Source organism: Streptomyces sp. NRRL S-646 (assembly GCF_000720765.1).
Classification (GTDB): Bacteria; Actinomycetota; Actinomycetes; order Streptomycetales; family Streptomycetaceae; genus Streptomyces.
Genome location: NZ_JODC01000035.1, coordinates 15,653 through 38,837 on the forward strand (window position 1 = coordinate 15,653; position 23,185 = coordinate 38,837).

The following is a 23,185-nucleotide window of genomic DNA, read 5'->3' on the forward strand; positions in this document are numbered from 1 at the left end:
AGGGCGGTCACCCTTCCGTTCATTTAGTTCATGCTTAACCCGCGAGGCACACTGACGACATGCGCATCCCCGTACCGCGCCCCCGCAGCCTGGCCGGCCAGCTCTTCGCCATGCAGGCCGTGCTGATAGCGGTCGTTGTCGCCGGTTATGCGCTGTTCACGTACGTCAGCGACCAGCACCAGGCCGAGGACGCCGCGCGCCGCCAGGCCACGGCGGTGGCCCGCTCGGTCGCGGACTCCCCTTCGGTGCGGGAGGCGATCGGCACGGCGGATCCGACGGCCCGGCTGGAGCCGTACACCCTGCAGGTCCAGAAGCACACCGGGGTCGACTTCATCACGATCATGAGCCCGGAGGGGATCCGCTGGACCCACCCGGTCCGGTCGCAGATCGGCAAGCGCTTCCTCGGCCACATCGGTCCCGCCCAGCACGGCGACACCTTCACCGAGAGGCACACCGGCACGCTCGGCGCGTCCTGGCGCACGGTCACGCCGGTGTGGAAAGGCAACCGGGTCATCGGCCTGGTGAGCGCCGGCATCAGGGTGGAGGCGATCAGTCAGCGGGTGCAGGACCAGGTGACGGCCCTGCTCGGCGTCGCGGCCGGTGCCCTCGCCCTCGGCGCGATCGGCACCTACGTCGTCAACGCCCGCCTGCGCCGCCACACCCACGGCATGAACGCGGCCGAGCTCAGCCGGATGCACGACTATCACGAGGCCGCGTTGCACGCGGTGCGGGAGGGACTGCTGATGCTGGACGGGCAGTTCCGAGTGGCGCTGATCAACGACGGGGGTCAGGAACTGCTGGGGGTGCCGTCCGAGGAGGGCGTGGTGGGGAAGTCGGTCGCGGAACTCGGCCTGCCCGCGCCACTGACGGGGGCGCTGCTCGCATCGGAGCCCCGGGTGGACGAGGTGCATCTCACCGCGGACCGCGTCCTGGTGGTCAACACCTCCCCGGTGTCGGGCGGCGAGCGCCGAGGCACCGTGGTGACCCTCCGCGATGTCACCGAACTCCAGTCCCTGATGGGCGAGTTGGACTCCGAGCGGGGCTTCACCCAGGCGCTGCGCTCGCAGGCGCACGAGGCGGCCAACCGCCTGCACACCGTGGTCTCCCTGATCGAGCTCGGCCGGGCGGAGGAGGCCGTGGACTTCGCGACGGCCGAACTGGAACTGGCCCAGGCGCTCACCGACCAGGTGGTGGCTGCGGTGAGCGAACCGGTGCTGGCAGCACTGCTGCTGGGCAAGACGGCCCAGGCCAACGAGCGGGGCGTGGAGCTGGTGGTGTCGGAGGACAGCCGCCTCGACGACGGGCTGCTCCCGCCGAGCCTCCCGGCCCGCGACCTGGTGACGATCCTCGGCAACCTGATCGACAACGCGGTGGACGCGGCGCAGGGCAGCATCAGCGCTCGGGTGACGGTGACGGCGTACGCGGAGGGCACGGAGCTGGTGATGCGGGTCGCGGACACCGGCACGGGGGTGGATCCCGCCCATGCCGAGCTGGTATTCCAACGGGGGTTCTCGACGAAGCCGGCCGGCCCGGGCGGGCGCGGCCTCGGGCTGGCGCTGGTACGGCAGGCGGTCACCCGGCAGGAGGGCACGTTGACGGTGGCGGAAGGTGCAGAGGGTGGGGCGGGCGGCGCGGGCGGCGCGGTGTTCGAGGTACGGCTGCCTCTGGACACGGGCGCCTCTCCGGCCGAAGCGTCCGGGCGCGCCACGGTGAGAGGTGACGCATGACGACCCAGCAGCCCATCCGCGTCCTGGTCGTGGACGCCCCCGTGGCGCCGGACCCGCACACCGGCCGGGCGCCGGACACCGCCCTCCGACGCGACCAGCGCACACGGCCTGCCGCGGAAAGGCAGGAACGCGGCGCCACGTTCGGAGCACGGCTACCTCCCGACGCAGCCGCCCGGCCCACCGGAGCGACCGGGCATGCCGCCACGAGAGGTGACGCATGACGACCCAGCAGCCCATCCGCGTCCTGGTCGTCGAGGACGACCCGGTGGCCGCCGACGCTCACGTCATGTACGTCGGCCGGGTCCCCGGCTTCGTGGCCGTCGGCAAGGCCCACACCGGCGCGGAAGCCCGCCGCCTGCTGGACCGCACACCGGTGGACCTGCTGTTGCTGGACCTGCATCTGCCGGATGTACACGGGCTGCAGCTCGCCCGCTCGCTGCGGGCGGCCGGTCACCACGCGGACGTGATCGCGGTGACGTCGGCACGGGATCTGACCGTGGTGCGGGAGGGGGTGTCGCTGGGGGTCGTGCAGTACGTGCTGAAGCCCTTCACCTTCGCGACCCTGCGGGACCGGCTGGTGCGGTACGCCGAGTTCCATGCGGCGGTGGGCGAGGCGAGCGGGCAGGACGAGGTGGACCGGGCGCTGGCCTCCCTGCGAGCACCTTCACCGGCGGCGCTGCCCAAGGGGCTGAGTGCGCCGACGCTGGAGCGCGTGACCGTGGCGCTGCGGGACTGCGGGGAGGGACTGACCGCGGCGGGGCTGGCGGAGGCGGTCGGGATCTCGCGGATCACCGCTCGGCGGTATCTGGAGCATCTGGTGGACGCGGGGCGGGCGGCACGGGCTCCGCAGTACGGGACGGTGGGGCGGCCGGAGTTGCAGTACCGGTGGGTGCGGGGGGAGGGGGAGAGAGGACGTTAGGGACGCTCGGGGGTGACGTCCTCCAAGTAGGGCAGTTGCCCCGCCCTGCTGGATCACCACCTGTACGCCGACCACCTCACGCAGGAAGACCCCGCCCCTGAAGTCGGCGTGGTCACCGTCGTACCAGGACGTCCCGCTGCCCGGCGCATGCCGCTCCATGACCCGCGCGACCGCACCGGCAACGCCCTGCGGATCGGCAGCGAGCAGGGCAGCCACGGCCTCGCACCACTCCCCTAGGGCATCCTGCCGTACGGGATCCATCGCCGCCGCGGCGATTTCCGCGGCGGACACCCCGGCGTCCAGTCCCACCGCCCGCGCCGGCGTCTCCACCGCCTGGCGTCCACCGTCCCCGCCCGCGCCCGCGACCTGCTGCAGGCTGCGGGAGACCGCCACGCCGAAGGCGCAGCGTGGCACAACCTCGGTAACGCCCTGCGAGCGGCGGGTCGGGGGCAGGAGGCTGTCGAGGCGTATGGCAAGTCCCTTGCTGTCTTCAGGGAGTTCGAGGATTTCTACCACGAGGGCCTGAGCCTTTCCGGCCTGGCGCACGCCCACATCGCCGTCCACCGTCCGGCCGACGCCCGCACTCGCGCCGCCCGGCTACAGGACTGACTGCGCCCCCTCACCCCACATCGCCGCAGCCGGCCAACTGCCAATTCGCCGCACACTCATTGACCTGACTAGACCACTCCTCCTACCTTCACCGGGCAACCATCTCGGCCGACAACGACGTTGAGCCCGCAGGAGGTCATGCCCGTGCGCCCCACCGCCGCCTTCCCCCTCCTCCCCGTCCTCCTCACCACCGCCCTCGCCGCAACCACCCTCACAGCCTGCGGCAACGGCTCCGGCAGCAGCCCGAACACCCTCAAGGTCTCGTTCAAGCAGTCGACGGACAACTCCATCAAGGTGATGGACGGCTTCCTAGCCGACATCAAGAAGCAGTTCGAGAAGAAGTACCCCGGCAAGAAGGTCGAACTCGTCCCGATCAAGGCCCCGGACTCGGAGTACTACACCAAGCTCCAGCAGATGCTCCGCTCCCCCAAGACCGCCCCTGACCTGGTCTACGAGGACACGTTCCTCATCAACTCGGACATCACCAGCGGGTACTTGAAGCCGCTGGACCCGTACCTCGGCAAGTGGCCGGACTGGAAGCAGTTCATCGGTACGGCGAAGACCGCGGCCAAGGCCGAGGACGGGAAGACGTACGGCGTCCCGGACGGCACCGACACCCGCGGGCTCTGGTTCGACAAGGGCATCTTCAAGAAGGCCGGTCTGCCGGCGAACTGGCAGCCGAAGACCTGGGACGACGTCCTCGCGGCGGCCCGCACGATCAAGAAGAAGGTCCCGGGAGTCACCCCGCTCAACGTCTACACCGGCAAACCCGCCGGTGAGGCCTCCACCATGCAGACCTTCGAAATGCTGCTCTACGGCACCGGCGACGGGACCACCGACCCCCTCTACGACAAGTCGGCCAAGAAGTGGGTCGCCGGGAGCCAGGGGTTCAAGGACGCGCTCCGGTTCGTCGAGACGGTCTACAAGGAGAAGCTCGGCCCGGACGTCTCCGACGCCCTCGATCCCAACATCCAGACCATCGTGGCCGGCGACCTGCTGCCGAAGGGCAAGCTGGGCATCGCCCTCGACGGCTCGTGGCTGCCGCAGGCCTGGCTGAAGGGCAGCGGCCACGAATGGCCGCAGTGGTCCAGCGAGTTGGGGCTGGCGTACATGCCGACCCAGCGCGGCCAGGCCCCCGGCAAAGTGAGCATGTCCGGCGGCTGGACCTGGGCGATCCCGTCCAAGGCCGGCAACCCCGACCTCGCCTTCGACTTCATCAGGACGATGCAGACGAAGGCGAACGCGGAGAAGTGGTACATCACCAACTCCGGTATCTCGGTGCGCAACGACGTCGCGCGCGACCCGTCGTACACAAGCGCCCAGCCCGGCATCAAGTTCTTCACGGACCTGGTCGCGAGCACCCACTACCGGCCCGCCTACCCGGCGTACCCGAAGGTCTCCACCGCCATCCAGGAGGCCATGGAGGGCGTCACGACGGGCGACATGTCCGTCGACAAGGCGGCGAGCGGCTACGACGACGCGCTCAAGGACGCCACGGACAACCAGGTCGTCAAGAAGTGAGCGGCGGAGACCAGGCATGACCGCCGCGACCCCGCACGCGGCGGACGCGAAGGCGGCCAAGTCGCCTTCGTGTCCGCCCACTTCGCCAGAGCGCCGGCCCCGCCGGACGCTCCCTCGCGCCCTCGCCCGCCTCCTTCCCCTCTCCCCCGCGGTCGTCCTCCTGCTCCTCTTCCTCGCCGGTCCGATCGCCTACTGCGCCTACATCGCCTTCACCGATCTCCAGCTCACCGGCCAGGCCCACTCGTCCTTCGTCGGCCTCGCGAACTTCCGCAAGGCCTTCAAGGACGAGGAGTTCCTCAACGCGGTATGGCTGACGCTGGTGTTCACGGTCGTGTCGTCGCTGCTCGGCCAGAACACCATCGGCCTCGCGCTTGCAGCGCTCATGCAGCGTGCGTCGAAGCCCGTCCGCACACTGACGGGCGGCATCGTTGTCACGGCGTGGGTCCTGCCGGAGGTCGTCGCCGGCTTCCTCCTCTACGCCTTCTTCCGCCGCGAGGGCACCCTGAACGCCATCCTGGACTGGCTCCATCTCCCGTCCCAAAACTGGCTGTTCACCCTCCCGATCCTGGCGGTGTCCTTCGCGAACGTCTGGCGGGGCACGGCCTTCTCGATGCTGGTCTACTCGGCGGCGCTCGGGGAGATCCCGAAGGAGATCACTGAGGCCGCCGAGGTCGACGGCGCGGGCGGCTGGCGGCGCATGTGGCACATCACCCTTCCGATGATCCGCCGCTCCATGGGCACGAACCTGATGCTGAACACCCTCCAGACCCTGTCCGTCTTCGGCCTGATCTGGGTGATGACCAGGGGCGGCCCGGGAAACAAGAGCCAGACCCTCCCCCTCTTCATGTACGAGCAGGCCTTCCAGAACAGCATGATCGGCTACGGCACCGCCGTCGCCCTGCTGCTGCTCCTGGTCGGCTCGCTGTTCTCCCTCGTGTATCTGCGCCTGCTGCGGACGGAGGTCTGACCCTCATCATGGCTCTCACACTCGCCTCCCGCCGCCGCAGCCGCCGACTGGCCGCCGACGCAGGCCTGTTGGTCGTCGCCGCTGCATTCGCGCTGCCGCTCGCCTGGGTGCTGCTGTCATCGGTGGACCCGCATGCGAACTTGAAGGTGAAGGCCCCCGACGGCGTCACCTGGTCCAACTTCGACGCGATCCTGACCTCGGACATCACCTTCACACCGCTGCTCAACAGTCTCATCCTGTGCGGCGGCGCGACGCTGCTGACGGTGGTGTGCGCGGCCCTGGCGGCGTACCCGCTGTCCCGTTTCCGGTCGCGGCTGAACCGCCCGTTCCTCCTCACCATCCTCTTCGCGACGAGCCTGCCGATCACGGCGATCATGGTGCCGGTGTACGCGCTGTTCGTTCAGGTGGACCTGATCGACACCATGCAGGGCACGATCCTCTTCTTCGCCGCCTCCCAACTCCCCTTCGCCATCTGGCTGATGAAGAACTTCATGGACGGAGTGCCGAAGGAGCTGGAGGAGGCGGCGTGGACCGACGGGGCGTCCTCGATGCAGTCGCTGGTACGGATCGTGCTGCCGCTGATGGGCCCGGGAGTGGCGGTGGTGACGGTGTTCTCGTTCGTGATCATGTGGGGGAACTTCTTCGTCCCCTTCATGCTGCTCCTGACCCCCGACCAGATGCCGGCCTCGGTGAGCATCAACGAGTTCTTCGGCAACCGGGGAATGGTGGCGTACGGGCAGCTGGCGGCGTTCTCGATCGTCTATTCGACGCCGGTGATCCTGCTGTACGTGCTGATCGCCCGGCGGCTGGGCGGCGGGTTCGCGCTGGGCGGGGCGGTCAAGGGGTGAACCTGACCAGGAACCCGCTCACGCCTCCGGCAGCACCCCCGCCCGAAACGGCTCCACCCCCACAACCCTCCGCACCCGCACCGGCTCGATCAACAACATCACCCGCCGCTCCCCGGGCAGCAGCCACGGATACCGGTCCTCGCCGATGTACTTCCGCGCCAGCCGGTCCATGCCCCGCTCCGCCTCCTCGCCCTCCACGAAGCGCACGACCCGCCCCCGGATCTCGGCCCGGTCGTACGGGTTCTCGGCATCATGGTGGGACAGGGAGACGTTCGGATTGAGCCGCAGGTTGTCGATCTTCACGCGGCCGATCGACGTATTGACCATGGCGTACTCGTCTTCGATGTCCGCCCACATGGGCGAGACGTGCGGCATCCCGTCCGCGCCCACTGTGGCGAGGTGCCAGAAGTTCGGCGCCAGCAGACGCTCGCGAATATGCCCCTCGAGCTTGACGTTCACAAAGTCACCGGCCTTCCCCGCCGCCCGCCCGGACGGCTTCGCGCCATCCTCGCCAGCGCGCCCGCCCCGCCGACAGACGATCTTCGGCCACCCCGTACGAGCCGCACGCGTGGCCGAATCCGTACGTTCCTACAATCCGTGATCCTGGCCGAACAGACTGTAGTCACCGCGTCACGACCCGCCTACGTTGTGGCCCGTGCACCAACGTCCAGCCCGCTCGAACCAGCCCGCCCCGCCCTTCAACGCCCTCGCCGCCCGCCGGCTCCGCGCGGCCCTCAACATGGGCCCCGAACATGTCGCCTACGGCCTGCGTGTCTCGTACGGGCTGCCGTATGTCTCCCCGGATCTCGTCCTCGCCTGGGAGCGCGGTTCCGTCGCCCCTTCCAGCCCGGAACTCTCCGCGCTCGCAGGCGTCCTGTGGTGTTCCCCCGGTGAGATCACCGGCCCGCCCCGCACCCTGCGCGAGCACCGCATCGCACGCGGCCTCGCCCCGGAGGACGTCGCCCGCACCGTCGGCCTGGAGTTCCTCGCCTATATGCACATGGAGGAGCACAACGCCTGGCGCGGCAACGAGCGCCAGTCGGCCACCCTCGCCGAGGTGCTCGACCTCTCGCTCCCGGACTTCGTCACCGTCACGGGACGCGAGCCGAAGCTGGCCGAGCTGCTGCGCAGTGCGGTGACCACGCGCTGGGGGGCGTACGTCCGCCCGGTGGCCAAAACCGTGCCCCTGGACCGGCGCCTCCTGGAGGACGCCCTCCAGACGCTGCACCAGGACTACCAGGGGCAGATGGTCGCCTCGCTGAGCTGGGGCGACGGAAACGCGGCCAGCGACTCGAGTGCCGCCGGCCGCGAGTTCCTGGACCGGATCGTCGACCACTTCTGGGCGGCCGTCCAGGACAACAGCGGGTGAAACCCCGTAGCCCCTAGAACACCGACTCCGCCTCGTCCATCCGGTCCTTCGGGACCGTCTTCAGCTCGGTCACCGCCTCCGCCAGCGGCACCATCACGATGTCCGTGCCGCGCAGAGCCGTCATCCGGCCGAACTCACCCCGGTGCGCCGCCTCCACCGCGTGCCAGCCGAAGCGGGTGGCGAGGACGCGGTCGTAGGCGGTGGGCACGCCGCCGCGCTGCACATGGCCGAGGATGACCGGCTTGGCCTCCTTGCCGAGGCGCCGCTCCAGCTCGTACGCCAGGGCCGTACCGATGCCCTGGAAGCGCTCGTGGCCGAACTGGTCGATATCGCCCTTGCCGTAGTCCATGGTGCCCTCGGCAGGGTGGGCGCCCTCCGCCACGCACACGACCGCGAACTTCTTGCCGCGGGAGAAGCGCTCCTCGACCATCTTGACGAGGTCGGCCGGGTCGAAGGGGCGCTCGGGGAGGCAGATGCCGTGCGCGCCGGCGGCCATGCCGGATTCGAGGGCGATCCAGCCCGCGTGCCGGCCCATGACCTCGACGACCATCACGCGCTGGTGCGACTCGGCCGTCGTCTTCAGACGGTCCATCGCCTCCGTGGCGACCCCGACCGCGGTGTCGAAACCGAAGGTCCGGTCCGTGGACGAGATGTCGTTGTCGATCGTCTTCGGGACGCCGACCACCGGCAGGCCCGCGTCGCTGAGCATCCGGGCCGCGGTCAGCGTGCCCTCGCCGCCGATCGGGATCAGCGCGTCGATGCCGAAGTCACGGGCGATGTCGACCGCGCTCTCGCAGGCCTCCCGCAAGCGGTCGCGCTCCAGCCGGGACGAGCCAAGGATCGTGCCGCCGCGGGCCAGGATGCCGCCGACGTCGTCGAGGTCGAGGGAGCGGTAGCGGCCGTCGAGCAGACCGGCGTAGCCGTCCTCGAAGCCGATGACCTCGTCGTCGTACTGGGCGACCGCTCGGTGCACGACCGACCTGATCACGGCGTTCAGGCCGGGGCAGTCGCCGCCTGCGGTGAGAACTCCGATGCGCATCGTGCTGTGTCTCCTGCTCGCTGTCGTTACCGGTGAGCCAGCCCGGTGGTTCCGGTGAGCCGGTCCGATTGTTTCATGCCCGACAGGACGATATCCCTTACATCCCCTATGACCCGATTGGCCCTATCGGGACGTCCGTCCCGCCCCCGATCCTGACGGGCGCCTTATCCAGCGTCAGGGGTATTGTCAAGAGGGTTCTGCTCACCTCGGTGGGCGATTTTTGTACCGGCGTAAGGAAACGGAGAGCACGCGTGACGCGCAGCGTGTACGTGACCGGGATCGACCGAGGTGACGGCCGTCAGGTCGTCGAGCTGGGGGTCATGGAGCTCCTGACCCGGCAGGTCGACCGGGTGGGGGTGTTCCGGCCGCTCGTCCACCACCAGCCCGACCGCCTGTTCGAGCTGCTCCGCGCCCGCTACCGGCTCTCCCAGGACCCGGCCACGGTCTACGGCATGGACTACCACGAGGCCTCCGCCCTGCAGGCGGAACAGGGGACGGACGAGCTGGTGTCCACCCTCGTCGAACGGTTCCTCGTGGTCGCGCGCGAGTACGAGGTCGTCCTCGTCCTCGGCACGGACTTCGCCGACACCCAACTGCCGGACGAGCTCTCCTTCAACGCCCGGCTGGCGAACGAGTTCGGCGCGTCCGTGATCCCGGTCGTGGGCGGCCGGGGGCAGGCCGCGGAGTCCGTGCGCGCCGAGACGCGCAACGCCTACCGCGCGTACGAGAGCCTGGGCTGCGACGTACTCGCCATGGTGACCAACCGGGTCGCGCGCGACGACCGGGAGGAGATCGCGCAGAAGCTCGGCTCCCGTCTCCCCGTGCCGTGCTACGTCGTCCCGGACGAGCCCGCCCTCGCCGCCCCCACCGTCTCCCAGATCGGCCAGACGCTCGGCGCCAAGGTCGTCCTCGGCGACGACTCGGGGCTGGCCCGCGACGCCCTGGACTTCGTCTTCGGCGGTGCGATGCTGCCGAACTTCCTGCCCGCCCTGACCCCGGGCTGCCTGGTGGTGACTCCCGGCGACCGCGCCGACCTGGTCGTCGGCTCGCTGGCCGCGCACAGCGCCGGCACCCCGCCGATAGCCGGCGTGCTGCTCACCCTGAACGAGGTGCCGAGCGACGAGATCCTCACCCTCGCAGCCCGCCTCGCCCCGGGCACCCCGGTGCTCTCGGTCGCCGGCAACAGCTTCCCGACCGCCGCGGAACTCTTCGCCCTGGAGGGGAAGTTGAACGCGGCGACGCCCAGGAAGGCCGAGACCGCGCTCGGACTCTTCGAGCGGTACGTCGACACCGGCGACCTCAACAAGCGGGTCTCCGCGCCCAGCAGCGACCGCCTCACGCCGATGATGTTCGAGCACAAGCTCCTCGAACAGGCCCGCTCCGACAAGCGCCGGGTCGTCCTGCCGGAGGGCACCGAGGAGCGCGTCCTGCACGCCGCCGAGGTGCTGCTGCGCCGTGGGGTCTGCGACCTCACCCTGCTCGGCCCGGTCGAGCAGATCCGCAAGAAGGCCGCCGACCTCGGCATCGACCTCGGCGAGTGCCGGCTCATCGACCCCGCCACCAGCGAGCTGCGCGACTCCTTCGCCGAGAAGTACGCACAGTTCCGCGCCCACAAGGGCGTCACCGTGGAACTGGCGTACGACGTCGTCTCGGACGTCAACTACTTCGGCACGCTGATGGTCCAGGAGGGGCTCGCCGACGGCATGGTGTCGGGATCGGTGCACTCCACGGCCGCGACCATCCGCCCGGCCTTCGAGATCATCAAGACGAAGCCGGATGCCGACATCGTCTCGTCCGTCTTCTTCATGTGCCTCGCCGACAAGGTCCTCGTCTACGGCGACTGCGCCGTGAACCCGGACCCGAACGCCGAGCAGCTGGCCGACATCGCCATCCAGTCGGCCGCCACCGCCGAGCAGTTCGGCGTGGAGCCGCGGATCGCGATGCTGTCGTACTCGACGGGTACATCCGGCTCGGGCGCCGACGTCGACAAGGTACGGGAGGCGACCGAGCTGGTCCGGGAGAGGCGCCCCGACCTGAAGATCGAGGGGCCGATCCAGTACGACGCCGCGGTGGAGCCGACGGTCGCGGCGACCAAGCTGCCGGACTCCGAAGTCGCCGGGCAGGCAACGGTTCTGATCTTCCCTGACCTCAATACAGGTAACAACACCTACAAGGCCGTGCAGCGTTCGGCCGGCGCGATCGCCGTCGGACCGGTGCTGCAGGGTCTGCGCAAGCCCGTCAACGACCTGTCCCGGGGCGCTCTTGTCTCGGACATCGTCAACACCGTCGCCATCACCGCCATACAGGCCCAGCTCCCGAACGAGAAGGCGTCCGCACAGTGAGCCCGACCCGTGTCCTCGTCCTCAACTCCGGCTCCTCGTCGGTGAAGTACCAGCTGCTCGACATGCGGGACAGCAGCCGGCTCGCCGTGGGCCTCGTCGAGCGGATCGGCGAGGAGACCTCACGGCTGAAGCACACACCCCTCGCGAGCGGCGGCGTGTCCCGGGAGTGGAGCGGGCAGATCGCCGACCACGAGGCCGCGCTGAAGGCCGTCGCGGAGGAGCTGGCGAAGGACGGGCTGGGGCTGGACTCCCCCGAGCTCGCCGCGATCGGGCACCGGGTCGTGCACGGCGGGAAGTCCTTCACCGAGCCGACCGTGATCGACGACGCCGTGCTAGCCGAGATCGAGCGGCTGATACCGGTGGCGCCCCTGCACAACCCGGCCAACCTGACCGGCATCCGTACCGCGCAGGCGCTGCGGCCCGACCTGCCGCAGGTCGCCGTCTTCGACACCGCGTTCCACACGACGATGCCGGAGTCCGCCGCCCGCTACGCGATCGACGTGAAGACGGCCGACGAGCACCGGATCCGGCGGTACGGCTTCCACGGGACGTCGCACGCGTACGTCTCCCGGACCACCGCCGAGCTGCTCGGGAAGGCCCCAGAGGAGGTCAACGTCATCGTGCTGCACCTCGGCAACGGCGCGTCCGCGTCTGCCGTACGGGGCGGGAAGTGCGTGGACACCTCCATGGGGCTGACGCCTTTGGAGGGGCTCGTGATGGGTACGCGATCCGGGGACATGGATCCGGCCGTCATCTTCCATTTGATGCGTGTTGGCGAAATGTCCACGGACGAGATCGACACTCTTCTCAACAAGAAGAGCGGGTTGATCGGGCTGTGCGGTGACAACGACATGCGGGAGATCCGCCGCCGGGTCGACGAAGGTGACGAAGAGGCACAGCTCGCCTTCGACATCTACATTCACCGCCTGAAGAAGTACATCGGCGCCTATTACGCCGTACTCGGCCGGGTGGACGCGGTCGCCTTCACGGCGGGAGTCGGGGAGAACGCGAGTCCGGTGCGGGAGGCTGCCGTTGCGGGCCTTCAGGAGCTGGGCCTGGCGGTGGACAGGGAGCTGAACGCCGTACGCAGTGACGAACCGCGACTGATCTCGCCGGCGCAGGCGCGCGTGGCGGTCGCCGTGGTGCCGACCGACGAGGAACTGGAGATCGCCACACAGACCTACGCACTGGTCGGGCAGTAACGAAATGCGGCCCCGCCGCATGGCCGGCTGAAGAACTCCAAGGAATACACCGCAGTAACACGCCTGAGCGCGGACCCGCCCATTTGTATCTTCCGCCAGACGGAATATTCCGCGGCGAAACAAACCGATAGGATCGCCCCATGCGCCGTTCGAAAATCGTCTGTACTCTCGGCCCCGCGGTCGACTCCCACGAAATGCTGGTCTCGATGATCGAGGCCGGAATGAACGTGGCCAGGTTCAACTTCAGCCACGGCACCCACGCCGAGCACCAGGGGCGGTACGACCGCGTCCGGGCCGCCTCCAAGGAGACCGGCCGTGCCATCGGTGTCCTCGCCGACCTGCAGGGTCCGAAGATCCGTCTGGAGACCTTCGCCGAAGGCCCGGTCGAGCTCGAGCGCGGTGACGAGTTCGTCATCACCATCGAGGACGTCCCGGGCGACAAGTCCATCTGCGGTACGACCTACAAGGGCCTGCCCGGTGACGTGGACCGCGGCGACCAGATCCTGATCAACGACGGCAACGTCGAGCTGAAGGTCCTGGACGTCGAGGGCCCCCGGGTCAGGACGATCGTCATCGAGGGCGGTGTCGTCTCCGACCACAAGGGCATCAACCTGCCCGGCGCGGCCGTGAACGTCCCGGCGCTGAGCGAGAAGGACATCGAGGACCTCCGCTTCGCCCTCCGCATGGGCTGCGACATGGTCGCGCTGTCCTTCGTCCGCGACGCCAAGGACGTGGACGACGTCCACCGGGTGATGGACGAGGAGGGCCGCCGGGTCCCCGTCATCGCCAAGGTGGAGAAGCCGCAGGCGGTGGACAACATGGAGGCCGTCGTGATGGCGTTCGACGCCGTCATGGTCGCGCGTGGTGACCTGGCCGTCGAGTACCCGCTCGAGAAGGTCCCCATGGTGCAGAAGCGCCTCATCGAGCTGTGCCGCCGCAACGCCAAGCCGGTGATCGTGGCGACTCAGATGATGGAGTCGATGATCACCAACTCCCGTCCCACGCGCGCCGAGGCGTCCGACGTCGCCAACGCGATCCTGGATGGCGCGGACGCGGTCATGCTGTCCGCGGAGTCCAGCGTGGGCGCCTACCCGGTCGAGACCGTGAAGACGATGTCGAAGATCGTCGCCGCGGCCGAGCAGGAGCTGATGAGCAAGGGCCTGCAGCCGCTGGTGCCGGGCAAGAAGCCGCGTACGCAGGGTGGTTCGGTCGCGCGTGCCGCGTGCGAGATCGCGGACTTCCTGGGCGGCCGGGGCCTGGTGGCCTTCACGCAGTCCGGTGACACGGCCCGCCGGCTGTCGCGCTACCGCGCCCAGCAGCCGATCATCGCCTTCACCACCGACGAGAACACCCGCAACCAGCTCACCCTCAGCTGGGGCGTGGAGTCGCACGTGGTGCCCTTCGTGAACACCACGGACGAGATGGTCGACATGGTCGACCAGGAGATCGCCAAGATCAACCGATTCAACCCGGGCGAGATCGTCATCATCACCGCCGGCTCGCCCCCCGGCGTCCCCGGCACCACCAACATGCTCCGCGTCCACCACATCGCCGGCGGCGCCAACTGACCGTCCTGTAAAGGCAGTTCTACGGCGCCGAGGGCGCTCCCTGCGACAGGGGGCGCCCTCAGGCCTGTGAATGCCGGGCACGTGCCCCGTGCCGCGGTGTCCGTCCTGCCGCCCTTCGACCACGACGAGGACGGCGAGGACGACTGACCGGCCCGTCAAGGCGGTTCTACGGCACTGAGGGCGCCCCCTGCGCACAGGGGGCGCCCTCAGTCTTTCTGCGGCTCCCGAACGGGTCTGTGACGGCGCTCAGCCGGTTCCGTCGGTCGTGTAGACGTGCATACCGGGCACGTGCAGGGTGCCGCCGAACTGAGCGGCCTGGACGACCTTCACGTTGGTGAAGTAGATCTCCGGGAGGTTCAGCGGAGGCGGGCTGTCCGGGGTGAACGTGAGCGGGATCAGACCGAGCAGATTCCCGGAGATGGACTCCGTGTACATCGTCGTCGGGCCACCAGTGATCTTGGACGTCGTACCCCGCCCGGCCTGCACGTGGTACGTCTTGTTGATGTCGTGGTCCTTGACCGTCTGGTGCAGGTCGCCGATGTCGGTGCCGCCGGAGATGACGTACTTCAGCACCCTCTTGATGGTGCCGTTGGCCGTCCTCACCTTGACGATGCCCTGGTAGTCGGCACCCTTCAGCGTCAGCGAGCTGGCGTTCAGGTACCAGGGGTCGTCCGCCACCGGCACCTTGTTGTCCACGCCGCCCGTGTCGTCCGTGGCGGCCGGGCAGTTCGACGCGTCCGTGGACGAGCTCGGCGAGGGGCTGGCAGAGGTGGCCGAATCGGCCGCCTTCTGGGCCGCCTTGGTGGCCTCCTCGACCGTCTTGGTCGCCTTGTCGGTCGTGTCCTTCACGGTGTTGTCCACCGTGTCGGTGACCTTCTTGGTCGTGTCCTTGAGGGTGTCCGAGGCGCTCGTGCCCGAAGACCCCGAGGACGCAGAGTCCTTGCTCGTGCTCGCCGAGGCGGACGGCGTGGGCGTCGGGCTCGCGCTCGACGTGGAGCTGTCCTTGCCGCCGGTGAAGATGCCGGTGATCGCATCGCCCAGGTCACCCAGCAGACCGCCGCCGCTGCTCGCGGACGCCGAGGGGCTCGGCGTGGCGGTGTCGCTGCTCGATGTGTCCTTGCTCGAACCGTCCGAGGCGGACGGCGTGGGCGTGGGCGTGGCCTTGTCGCCGGAACCTGAATCCGACGAAGAGGTCTTGCCCGAGTCCGAGGAGTCCTTGGACGTGCCGGCGGAGGACGTGGGCGAGGGCGTCGCCTTGTCGGCCGTGTCACCGGAGCTCGCCGAGGCGGACGGCGACGGCGAGGCCGAGGAACCGTCCAGCGCGGTCACACAGTCCTTGTACTCGTCCGCGGTCAGGCTCTTCGACGACGGCGACGGCGTGCCGCTGCCGGCGGCGAGCGCGAGCGACGACGTGAACCCCATTCCCATCAGGACGGCCGTGGGCATCGCCACTGTGGCTATCGCCTTGCCCGCCGGCATGTGGAACCTGGTGAACAGCGGCTTCCTGGGGGCCGCATGGCGCGGCCCGGTTCTCACACGGGACTCGTCCACATCAGTCCCGTGGGTCACCTCGTCAGCCGGCACTGTGCCTCCCGTTCGCCCCGTTCGCCGGGCTCGTTCCTGACAGATCGTTCGGCTCGCCCACCACGGGCTTGAGGATCGTGGTGTCCGTGTCAATCGCCTGAGGGGCGCCGCCCGCTCCCGGCACGTCCTCCCGCGCCGCCTCGGCCGGCGGCTCGCCCGGCGACCAGGCCACGGCCATCGCCCCGCCGACCAGGGCGAGCAGGAAGCCCATCAGGAAGCCGCCGAGGTTGGACACGGGAATGGACACCAGCCCCAGCAGGATCGCCGCCACGCCCGCGAAGGTACGCACGTGCTTCTGGAACCAGAGGCTGAAGCCCAGGACGATCAGCAGCACGCCGATGATCAGGGACCCGGCCCCCGCCGTGGTGGCCATCGCCAGCGTCAGATGTCCCACCTGCAGGTGGGCGTACGGGAAGTAGGCGATGGGGAGTCCGGCAAGCATGACGAACAGGCCGGCCCAGAACGGCCGCGTGCCCCGCCAGGCGCGGAACTGCACCCTCCGGCGACTGAACTGGCCGGCGGGTACGGCAGGAGTCTCGGCGCTCATGGAAAACAGCTCCCTGGTGCGGCTTTGCTGTGGTGATGGTGCTGTGGTGGTGAGTTGCAGTACGTGTGAAGAATGTGGTGGAAGGTGGACGGGCGGGGGCGCCATCGGCTCCCCCGCCCGTCACAAAGTGCCTAGTAGCACTCGTGAGTGCCCGTCGAAACGGACATCTTCAACCCGCTGAGCTTGAAGGTTCCGGCGGTGGTGGCCCACGCCGTCTGCTTCACACCGGTCAGCGAGGCGTGCTCGGCCTGCTGTGCGAAACCGTTCGGGTTCGCGGTGTCACCGCTCTTGATGCCGGGGCCCTTGCTGGCGCTTCCGGCGGCCACACCGATGTCGATGTTCGTGAACGTCGCGTCGGCGTTCAGGTCATCGAGGTCGATGTACAGGTTGTCGGCCTCGACCGGCTTCTCGCCGCCACCCGCGTGCAGGATCAGGCTCACGCTGCCCAGCACCGGGATGTTCGGGGTCACGACCGACTGGCACAGGCCCTTGATGGTCGCGGACTTGAACGCCGAGACCGCGACCGGGTGGACCGTCTTCTTACCGTCGAGGGTGTACCCCGAGTCGATGGCCCCGTACTGCGAGAAGCCGTCACCTTCGAGCTGGTCGGCCGAAACCTTGAACTGCTGGCCGGACACGCTGAACGACGCGGCGAGAGCGCCCTGCGCGAGGGCGACACCTATCGCGGCCGTAGCGGCGACGCTGGGCACCATGACCACAGCGAACCGCTTCCATCTGGTCCCGCCACGCACCTGGGACTCCATATTTCCTCCTTCTCGGACGTACATCTCCTGGCCCTGACTGCTGCCTGTCGGCGGCTCAGCCGGGCAGGGATGGGAGAAGTGCTACGTCCTCGGGAAGGAGAGCGCCCGCACTCGGAGGCGCAGAACCGCGCACCGATCACCGGCGATCACCCCCGAGCGACAACCACTGGTCGCGCCTGACACACATCACGCACAACCTTGCTGGACAGGCTTCGCCGAGCGGCGAAGACCCCCCTGCCCAAGAGCCGGCGCCAGTGGCGCAGGCTCTGCTCGGTGGGGACCCAGGAACTCCCGCGACCCAACCGGCTGTCGGGGTACGGGAAAGGACCGAGCGTCGCCGATCGTGGTGCATTCTCGCCGCCCGCACAAGGGGCTTCGTTACTGGGTAGTAACGGCCGGATAACCGAAGGACGACCCACAGGTCTCGGGTGGCGACGGAGGGTGCAGCCAAGGGCCCGGACAAAACTATTGATCGTTGGACAGAAACCGACAGATCAACGCCCGGAACTTACTCCCAGTAACAGCGGCCGCGTTTACCAAGATTTGGTAAAGCGCGGCCGCACTGACGTTCCTTCGGCAAATCTTTCACTCGGGCATCACATGCCCTGGTGTTTAGCGACTGGTCAGAACCGGGCCGCCGCCCCGCTCAGAACAGGGCCCGCGCGAGGGCCCTGCGGGCCGCCGCCACCCTCGGATCATCCGCCCCAACGACCTCAAAGAGCTCCAGCAGTCGCAGACGTACCGTGTCCCGGTCGTCACCCGCCGTGCGCTGGACGGTGTCGATGAGCCGCCCGAAGGCGTCCTCCACATGACCGCCGACCAGATCCAGATCGGCCGCGGCGATCTGGGCCTCGGGGTCGGCCGGCTTCTCTGCGGCGTCCTTGCGCACCTGCTGCGGGTCGAGGCCGCCCACGCGCTGCAGCAACTCGGCCTGGGCGAGGCCCAGTTTGGCCTCCGGGTTGCCCGGGTCCTCGCTCAGCACGTTCTTGTACGCCTGCACAGCACCGCCGAAGTCCCCCGAGTCCAGGGCCCGTACGGCCGCCTCGAGCAGCGCGTCGTACGGTCCGGCAGGCTGAGCCTCGGCCACGGCCTGGCCGCCGCCCGGCTCGGCGTCTGGGTCAACGGTCAGGCCGGTCAGGCCGAAGCGCTGCTCGGCCACCTGCACGAGCTGGTCGAGGGTCTGCCGGATCTGCTGTTCGCCGGCGGCCCCCTGGAAGAGCGGCAGCGCCTGCCCCGCCACCACGGCGAAGACGGCCGGGATCCCCTGGACCCCGAACTGCTGCATCAGCATCTGGTTGGCGTCGACGTCGATCCTGGCGAGGAGGAAGCGCCCGCTGTACTCGACGGCGAGCCGCTCCAGTACGGGGCTCAGCTGCTTGCAGGGCTCGCACCACTCGGCCCAGAAGTCGATGACGACGGGCACCTCGGTGGACCGCTGCAGGACCTCGCGCTCGAACCCGGCCTCGTCGACGTCGATGACGAGATCGGCCGGGGAGACGGCTCCCGGGGCGCCGCCCTGCCGGGCCGCTTCGGCGCGCGCCTGCTCCGCCTTCGTCTTGGCCTCCTGGGCCGCCTTCACCGCGGCGAGGTCGACGACTCCGCTCATGGACATGTTCCGTGGCTGCATGCGTCTATCCTCCCCCGTTCCCGCGCATGAGTGCTGCATACCCCGGGGGAAACCCCCGGACCCCGTGCGTTGAGAAAGCCGGTCCTGTTGCGTTCTGTTCGACGCCGGGTCCCCACCCCACGCCAGTGGTCGTCGCCCATGGAGTCACTCACGAGCTTTCGCTACGAGTCGTAGCGTAATGGCACTGGGTGCCTCCGGAGAACAACCCCCTGGTGATCTCCCTCACGGCCTCACAGGAACTGCCGGTTATGGTCGTGGGATGCAGAGCCGCACTCCCGCCACCCGCACCTCAGGACGCCCGCGCAGCGCCGAGGCGGACGCCGCGATCCTCGCGGCCACCCGGGAGGCCCTGGTGGAGCTGGGCTGGTCGAAGCTCACCCTGGGAGACGTCGCGATGCGGGCGGGGGTTGCAAAAACCACGCTCTACCGCCGCTGGTCCGGCAAGAACGAACTCGTCGTCGACGCGGTGGCCGAACTCTTCGACGAACTGGTCCTCCCCGACCGCGGCAGTCTGGCCGCCGACATCGAGGGCGTGGTCCTGCAGTTCGCGGCGATCCTGGCCCGACCGGAGGCGGCGAGCGGCCTGATGGCGGTGGTCGCGGAGTCGACCCGCGACGACGCCCTGCGCGAGCGCATCCGCTCCTCGATCGTGGAGCGCCAGAAGAGACTGGTCCTGGAGGGCCGCGCCCGCGCCCAGACCCGAGGCGAACTGCCCCCCGAGACCGACCCCGAGGAAACCGTCCGCACGGTCGACCTCATCTTCGACGTGGTCGCGGGCGCCGTGGTCCACCGCACCCTGGTGAGCGGCCGTGCCGCCGACGAGGAGTGGGTACGCGACTTCACCGCACTGCTCCTCGGCGGCCTCGGCGCAGAGGCCCGGCAGCCGTAACGGCCTTCGCCGCTACGACGCCGGGCTCGCCGGCGGGGCGCCGGTGACCGCGTCGCCGTACAGGGCCCGGACGTTCTTGCCGAAGTAGGCGCTGTAGGAGATCTGGGGGGTGTAACCGCCGGTGTGGTAGCCGCCGATGACCCCGATCACCGCCCAGCCGCCCGGCCACGGGACCAGCATCGGTCCGCCGCTGGTGCCGTCCACGAACGCGTCACAGGCGATACGCGGGTAGCTGCCCGGCTCGGCGGGGTCGTCGCTGTCCCAGCGGGTGGTGCGGCTCCAGCACTCCAGCGGCTTCTCGGCTCCTCCCGGGTAGCCGATCATCCGCACGGCGGCATGGTGGTACCCGGTGTCGGTGAGCAGCTGTACCCCGCCGGTCGCGACCTCCAGCGGCGTCCCGTTCTGGTTGGGCTCGGTGACGGCGAAGCCGTAGTCGTACTCGGCGCCCGCGTGCTCCCCCCGGTCGTAGTACTCCTGCGGGACGTAGACGCCGTTCGCGCGCACCGGGAAGACCCCGTACGGCTTCTTTCCGTCGTGGTACCGCGGCACGAAGGCCAGGTTGCGGCGCGGGGAGGCGCCGGAGTAGCCGCGCAGACAGTGGCCCGCGCTCAGCACCAGGTCGCGCCCTGGGCTGCGCACCACGGAGCCACTGCAGGTGCGACCGGTGCCGCTGACGTCGGTCCAGAAGAAGGTCCCGGCCTGGGACATGCCGTCGAAGCTGTGGCTGGGCGGGATGTACTCGCCCGGCCGGGGGCCGTCCACCGCGGAGGAGGAGGTGGAGGAGACCGAGTCCGTCTCCAGGCTGGAGGGGGCGGAGTCCGCCTCCAGACCGGTGTCGACGGGCCGTGCGGCCGTGAGCCGCGCCGCGCTCCAGTAGGCGTCGAGCCGCGCGGCGAGCGGGTTCACCGGAGGCGGACCACCATGGGCGGCCGCGACCGGGGCGAGCGCGGCGCACGGCAGCAGGGCCACCGCGATCGCCACGGCGGCCCGGCAGGCCCTGGGTCTGAAAAGCCTACGCACCGTCAGTTCCCCTGGGGATCGGCAGAGTCGACAGGCCGATGCTATGCACGGAAACGATCGTGGAAAAGGAGGCAGGTCACATTTTAATAAACGCTTCTGCGGTGCCGGCCGTCAGAATCCCGCCGGCTCGGTGTACACCCCCCACTCGTCCCGCAGCACCCCGCAGATCTCGCCGAGGGTGGCCTCCGCGCGTACGGCGTCCAGCATCGGCCTGATCATGTTCGCGCCGGAGCGCGCGGCGTCGAGCATGCCGTCCAGGGCGGAACGCACCGCCGCCTCGTTCCGTTCGGCCTTCCGCGAGGCGAGCACCCGCACCTGCTCCCGCTCCACCTCGTGGCTGACCCGCAGGATCTCCAGGTCCCCGGTGACGGACCCGTGGTGGACGTTCACGCCGACGACCCGCTTGTCACCCTTCTCCAGGGACTGCTGGTACCGGAAGGCCGACTCGGCGATCTCGCCCGTGAACCAGCCGTCCTCGATCCCCCGCAGAATCCCGGAGGTGATCGGACCGATGGGGTGCCGGCCGTCCGGATGCGCCCGCAGCCCCCGCTCCCTTATCTGCTCGAAGATCTTCTCCGCCTCCGCCTCGATCCGGTCCGTCAGCTGCTCGACGAACCACGAACCGCCCAGCGGATCGGCCACGTTGGCGACCCCGGTCTCCTCCATCAGCACCTGCTGGGTACGCAGCGCGATCTCCGCCGCCTGCTCGCTCGGCAGCGCGAGGGTCTCGTCCAGCGCGTTGGTGTGCAGCGAGTTGGTCCCGCCGAGCACCGCCGCGAGCGCCTCGACGGCCGTACGCACGACGTTGTTGTACGGCTGCTGGGCGGTCAGGGAGACACCGGCGGTCTGCGTGTGGAAGCGCAGCCACTGGGCCTTCTCGGACGTGGCCCCGTAGACATCCCGCATCCACCGCGCCCAAATCCTGCGCGCCGCACGGAACTTGGCGATCTCCTCGAAGAAGTCGACGTGCGCGTCGAAGAAGAAGGACAGCCCGGGTGCGAAGACGTCGACGTCCAGCCCGCGCGAGAGCCCCAGCTCCACGTACCCGAACCCGTCGGCCAGCGTGTACGCCAGCTCCTGGGCGGCCGTCGCCCCGGCCTCGCGGATGTGGTAGCCGGAGACGGACAGCGGCTTGTACGCGGGGATGCCGGCCGCGCAGTACTCCATCAGGTCGCCGATGAGGCGCAGATGGGGCTCCGGCTGGAACAGCCACTCCTTCTGCGCGATGTACTCCTTGAAGATGTCGGTCTGCAGCGTGCCGTTGAGCACCCCAGGATCGACACCCTGCCGCTCGGCGGCGACGAGATACATGCAGAAGACGGGGACGGCCGGCCCGCTGATGGTCATGGACGTCGTCACATCGCCCAGCGGGATGTCCTTGAACAGGACCTCCATGTCGGCGGCGGAGTCGATGGCGACCCCGCAGTGCCCGACCTCGCCGAGCGAGCGCTGATCGTCGGAGTCGCGCCCCATGAGGGTCGGCATGTCGAAGGCGACGGACAGACCGCCCCCGCCGTTGGCGAGGATCATCTTGTAGCGCTCGTTGGTCTGCTCGGCGTTCCCGAACCCGGCGAACTGCCGGATGGTCCACGTACGCCCTCGATAGCCGGTCGGATACAGCCCGCGCGTGAACGGGTACTCCCCCGGCCACCCGATCCGCTCGAAGCCGTCATACGCGTCTCCCGGCCGTGGCCCGTACACGGGCTCCACGGGATCCCCGGAGAGCGTGGTGAAGTCGGCCTCACGCTTGCGCGAAGCGTCGTACCGGGCCTGCCAGCGACGGCGGCCCTCCTCGATGGCGTCAGCGTCCATACCCTCGAATTTACTTGGACGTCCTAGTAAATGTCGAGAGCAGCCAGCGGGCGGCCGTCCGATCCACAACGGTCGGCAGCGTCTCAGAAAGGTCCTACCTTGCGCCGTATGACGCCTGAAGGACCACGCCACCTGCTCGTACAGGCCCGGGGCGAGCCGTCCCCGCTGTACGAACCCGCAGGCGGCCCTGGGACGAGGATCCCGATTCGTTCACCCTCGGCCTACCGCTGGAGGACACGGCTCTCGCCCTGCCCGCGGACCTCATGGACGCCTTGCGCTCCTGGTCCCTGTCCGGCCCTCCGCACGACGGGCGGGGCCTGACGGCGGCGGCACAGCGCCTGGCCCGGCACCTCGGCCCGTCCTGGGCGGTCCGCTACTGGGACGAACGGCGTCGCACGGTGAAGTGGGTGTGCTGGGGCTGCGACCGTCTCCACTGGGAACGCGACAGCCACGGCACCCCGCCGCATCCCGTGGACATCACGGTCGAGGGCGAGTTCAAGTACGGTCCGCTGCGCTCGGAAGGGTTCGGGGACTTCTTCCCCGACGATCCCGCCGCCGCGCTGGATCTGTCCGACGGCCTCGTCGCCGAGCTGTACGCGTGGGCCAAGGACATCGACGACACGCTCAACCTGGAACTGCGGGACCGGGAGGACGGCAGGTACGACGCCGAGTGGGAGCGGCTCTTCCGTGAAGGCTCGGCGCCGGCGCAGCGGCTCGCGGACGGGCTGGGCCCGTCGCGGACGGCGACCTAAGGGACTGGCCAATGGCGGCCTGGCGGCCATCACGTCGGTCAGCCGGCGAGGGGACCGGCAGGTGTAGAGCAAGGGTATG

General features: G+C 69.4%; 21 protein-coding genes. 13 read left to right on the forward strand and 8 right to left on the reverse strand.

The window, feature by feature from the left end:
* Positions 1-59: 59 nt before the first annotated feature.
* The 7 genes from IH68_RS0146365 (at position 60) to IH68_RS0146390 (ending at position 6,591) form a co-directional block, all read left to right on the forward strand.
* A complete protein-coding gene (locus tag IH68_RS0146365) occupies positions 60-1,727 on the forward strand; it encodes a sensor histidine kinase (protein WP_030949185.1) in 1,668 nt (555 codons plus the stop codon).
* Positions 1,724-1,948, forward strand: coding sequence for a hypothetical protein (locus IH68_RS56840; protein WP_159403857.1), 225 nt, complete (start codon positions 1,724-1,726; stop codon positions 1,946-1,948). The genes IH68_RS0146365 and IH68_RS56840 overlap by 4 nt, the downstream gene beginning before the upstream one ends.
* Complete coding sequence (locus IH68_RS0146370; RefSeq protein WP_030949188.1) at positions 1,945-2,646, forward strand: response regulator; 702 nt, start codon at positions 1,945-1,947, stop codon at positions 2,644-2,646. The genes IH68_RS56840 and IH68_RS0146370 overlap by 4 nt, the downstream gene beginning before the upstream one ends.
* A 369-nt stretch (positions 2,647-3,015) precedes the next feature.
* The gene (locus IH68_RS58835; RefSeq protein WP_324607704.1) at positions 3,016-3,255 is read left to right on the forward strand and encodes a tetratricopeptide repeat protein; all 240 of its coding nucleotides are present in this window, start codon (positions 3,016-3,018) and stop codon (positions 3,253-3,255) included.
* Between the two features lie 138 nt (positions 3,256-3,393).
* The gene (locus IH68_RS0146380) at positions 3,394-4,776 is read left to right on the forward strand and encodes an extracellular solute-binding protein (protein ID WP_030949190.1); all 1,383 of its coding nucleotides are present in this window, start codon (positions 3,394-3,396) and stop codon (positions 4,774-4,776) included.
* A gap of 16 nt (positions 4,777-4,792) precedes the next feature.
* A complete protein-coding gene (locus IH68_RS0146385; protein ID WP_030949191.1) occupies positions 4,793-5,743 on the forward strand; it encodes a carbohydrate ABC transporter permease in 951 nt (316 codons plus the stop codon).
* Positions 5,744-5,751: 8 nt separating this feature from the next.
* Complete coding sequence (locus IH68_RS0146390; protein WP_030949193.1) at positions 5,752-6,591, forward strand: carbohydrate ABC transporter permease; 840 nt, start codon at positions 5,752-5,754, stop codon at positions 6,589-6,591.
* A gap of 18 nt (positions 6,592-6,609) precedes the next feature.
* Here IH68_RS0146390 and IH68_RS0146395 read toward each other — a convergent pair whose 3' ends face one another.
* The gene (locus IH68_RS0146395) at positions 6,610-7,050 is read right to left on the reverse strand and encodes a PPOX class F420-dependent oxidoreductase (RefSeq protein ID WP_030949194.1); all 441 of its coding nucleotides are present in this window, start codon (positions 7,048-7,050) and stop codon (positions 6,610-6,612) included.
* Between the two features lie 187 nt (positions 7,051-7,237).
* On the opposite strand from IH68_RS0146395, the gene IH68_RS0146400 reads away from it, so the two are divergent.
* Positions 7,238-7,960 carry a helix-turn-helix domain-containing protein gene (locus tag IH68_RS0146400; RefSeq protein WP_107057659.1) on the forward strand — a complete coding sequence of 241 codons (723 nt, stop codon included), beginning with the start codon at positions 7,238-7,240 and terminating at the stop codon, positions 7,958-7,960.
* 13 nt (positions 7,961-7,973) lie between these two features.
* Here the strand turns inward: IH68_RS0146400 and IH68_RS0146405 are convergent, their stop codons facing one another.
* On the reverse strand, positions 7,974-8,999 hold the full coding sequence (locus IH68_RS0146405) for an ATP-dependent 6-phosphofructokinase (RefSeq protein WP_030949205.1): 1,026 nt from the start codon (positions 8,997-8,999) through the stop codon (positions 7,974-7,976).
* Positions 9,000-9,250: 251 nt separating this feature from the next.
* Here IH68_RS0146405 and pta point away from each other — a divergent pair, with 251 nt between their 5' ends.
* The 3 genes from pta (at position 9,251) to pyk (ending at position 14,111) form a co-directional block, all read left to right on the forward strand.
* The gene (gene pta, locus IH68_RS0146410; protein WP_030949209.1) at positions 9,251-11,341 is read left to right on the forward strand and encodes a phosphate acetyltransferase; all 2,091 of its coding nucleotides are present in this window, start codon (positions 9,251-9,253) and stop codon (positions 11,339-11,341) included.
* Complete coding sequence (locus IH68_RS0146415; RefSeq protein ID WP_030949211.1) at positions 11,338-12,543, forward strand: acetate kinase; 1,206 nt, start codon at positions 11,338-11,340, stop codon at positions 12,541-12,543. Before pta ends, IH68_RS0146415 begins: the two co-directional genes overlap by 4 nt.
* Positions 12,544-12,683: 140 nt before the next feature.
* On the forward strand, positions 12,684-14,111 hold the full coding sequence (pyk, locus tag IH68_RS0146420; RefSeq protein WP_030949213.1) for a pyruvate kinase: 1,428 nt from the start codon (positions 12,684-12,686) through the stop codon (positions 14,109-14,111).
* 246 nt (positions 14,112-14,357) lie between these two features.
* On the opposite strand, the gene IH68_RS0146430 is transcribed toward pyk, so the two are convergent.
* From IH68_RS0146430 to IH68_RS0146445, 4 genes are all read right to left on the reverse strand, one after another.
* Positions 14,358-15,695: a hypothetical protein gene (locus IH68_RS0146430; RefSeq protein WP_030949215.1), complete on the reverse strand. Its 1,338-nt coding sequence runs from the start codon at positions 15,693-15,695 to the stop codon at positions 14,358-14,360.
* Positions 15,685-16,242, reverse strand: a complete 558-nt coding sequence (locus IH68_RS0146435; protein WP_030949218.1) for a DUF6114 domain-containing protein — start codon at positions 16,240-16,242, stop codon at positions 15,685-15,687. Before IH68_RS0146435 ends, IH68_RS0146430 begins: the two co-directional genes overlap by 11 nt.
* A 131-nt stretch (positions 16,243-16,373) precedes the next feature.
* Positions 16,374-17,006 (reverse strand): DUF6230 family protein, encoded by a 633-nt coding sequence (locus IH68_RS0146440; protein WP_030949221.1) that lies wholly within the window; start codon positions 17,004-17,006, stop codon positions 16,374-16,376.
* 646 nt (positions 17,007-17,652) lie between these two features.
* A complete protein-coding gene (locus tag IH68_RS0146445) occupies positions 17,653-18,633 on the reverse strand; it encodes a tetratricopeptide repeat protein (protein ID WP_030949224.1) in 981 nt (326 codons plus the stop codon).
* Positions 18,634-18,892: 259 nt separating this feature from the next.
* Between IH68_RS0146445 and IH68_RS0146450 the strand changes: the two genes are divergently transcribed.
* Positions 18,893-19,522: a TetR/AcrR family transcriptional regulator gene (locus IH68_RS0146450; protein ID WP_030949227.1), complete on the forward strand. Its 630-nt coding sequence runs from the start codon at positions 18,893-18,895 to the stop codon at positions 19,520-19,522.
* A 12-nt stretch (positions 19,523-19,534) separates the two neighbouring features.
* Here IH68_RS0146450 and IH68_RS0146455 read toward each other — a convergent pair whose 3' ends face one another.
* Both IH68_RS0146455 and IH68_RS0146460 read right to left on the reverse strand, forming a co-directional pair.
* Positions 19,535-20,542 (reverse strand): trypsin-like serine peptidase, encoded by a 1,008-nt coding sequence (locus IH68_RS0146455; RefSeq protein WP_030949229.1) that lies wholly within the window; start codon positions 20,540-20,542, stop codon positions 19,535-19,537.
* A 111-nt stretch (positions 20,543-20,653) separates the two neighbouring features.
* Positions 20,654-22,354, reverse strand: coding sequence for an acyl-CoA mutase large subunit family protein (locus tag IH68_RS0146460; protein WP_030949232.1), 1,701 nt, complete (start codon positions 22,352-22,354; stop codon positions 20,654-20,656).
* A 263-nt stretch (positions 22,355-22,617) separates the two neighbouring features.
* On the opposite strand from IH68_RS0146460, the gene IH68_RS51020 reads away from it, so the two are divergent.
* Positions 22,618-23,106 (forward strand): hypothetical protein, encoded by a 489-nt coding sequence (locus IH68_RS51020; protein WP_234341824.1) that lies wholly within the window; start codon positions 22,618-22,620, stop codon positions 23,104-23,106.
* Positions 23,107-23,185: the final 79 nt, after the last annotated feature.

Excerpts from the sequence above, each read along its gene's own strand:
- IH68_RS0146370 (WP_030949188.1), top strand. The coding sequence starts at position 1,945 with ATGACGACCCAGCAGCCCATCCGCGTCCTGGTCGTCGAGGACGACCCG.
- IH68_RS51020 (WP_234341824.1), top strand. The coding sequence starts at position 22,618 with ATGGACGCCTTGCGCTCCTGGTCCCTGTCCGGCCCTCCGCACGACGGG.
- IH68_RS0146390 (WP_030949193.1), top strand. The coding sequence starts at position 5,752 with ATGGCTCTCACACTCGCCTCCCGCCGCCGCAGCCGCCGACTGGCCGCC.
- IH68_RS0146365 (WP_030949185.1), top strand. The coding sequence starts at position 60 with ATGCGCATCCCCGTACCGCGCCCCCGCAGCCTGGCCGGCCAGCTCTTC.
- IH68_RS0146405 (WP_030949205.1), bottom strand. The coding sequence starts at position 8,999 with ATGCGCATCGGAGTTCTCACCGCAGGCGGCGACTGCCCCGGCCTGAAC.
- IH68_RS56840 (WP_159403857.1), top strand. The coding sequence starts at position 1,724 with ATGACGACCCAGCAGCCCATCCGCGTCCTGGTCGTGGACGCCCCCGTG.
- pyk (WP_030949213.1), top strand. The coding sequence starts at position 12,684 with ATGCGCCGTTCGAAAATCGTCTGTACTCTCGGCCCCGCGGTCGACTCC.
- IH68_RS0146445 (WP_030949224.1), bottom strand. The coding sequence starts at position 18,633 with ATGCAGCCACGGAACATGTCCATGAGCGGAGTCGTCGACCTCGCCGCG.
- IH68_RS0146380 (WP_030949190.1), top strand. The coding sequence starts at position 3,394 with ATGCCCGTGCGCCCCACCGCCGCCTTCCCCCTCCTCCCCGTCCTCCTC.
- IH68_RS0146440 (WP_030949221.1), bottom strand. The coding sequence starts at position 17,006 with ATGGAGTCCCAGGTGCGTGGCGGGACCAGATGGAAGCGGTTCGCTGTG.
- IH68_RS0146450 (WP_030949227.1), top strand. The coding sequence starts at position 18,893 with ATGCAGAGCCGCACTCCCGCCACCCGCACCTCAGGACGCCCGCGCAGC.
- IH68_RS0146435 (WP_030949218.1), bottom strand. The coding sequence starts at position 16,242 with ATGAGCGCCGAGACTCCTGCCGTACCCGCCGGCCAGTTCAGTCGCCGG.
- IH68_RS0146385 (WP_030949191.1), top strand. The coding sequence starts at position 4,793 with ATGACCGCCGCGACCCCGCACGCGGCGGACGCGAAGGCGGCCAAGTCG.
- IH68_RS0146460 (WP_030949232.1), bottom strand. The coding sequence starts at position 22,354 with ATGGACGCTGACGCCATCGAGGAGGGCCGCCGTCGCTGGCAGGCCCGG.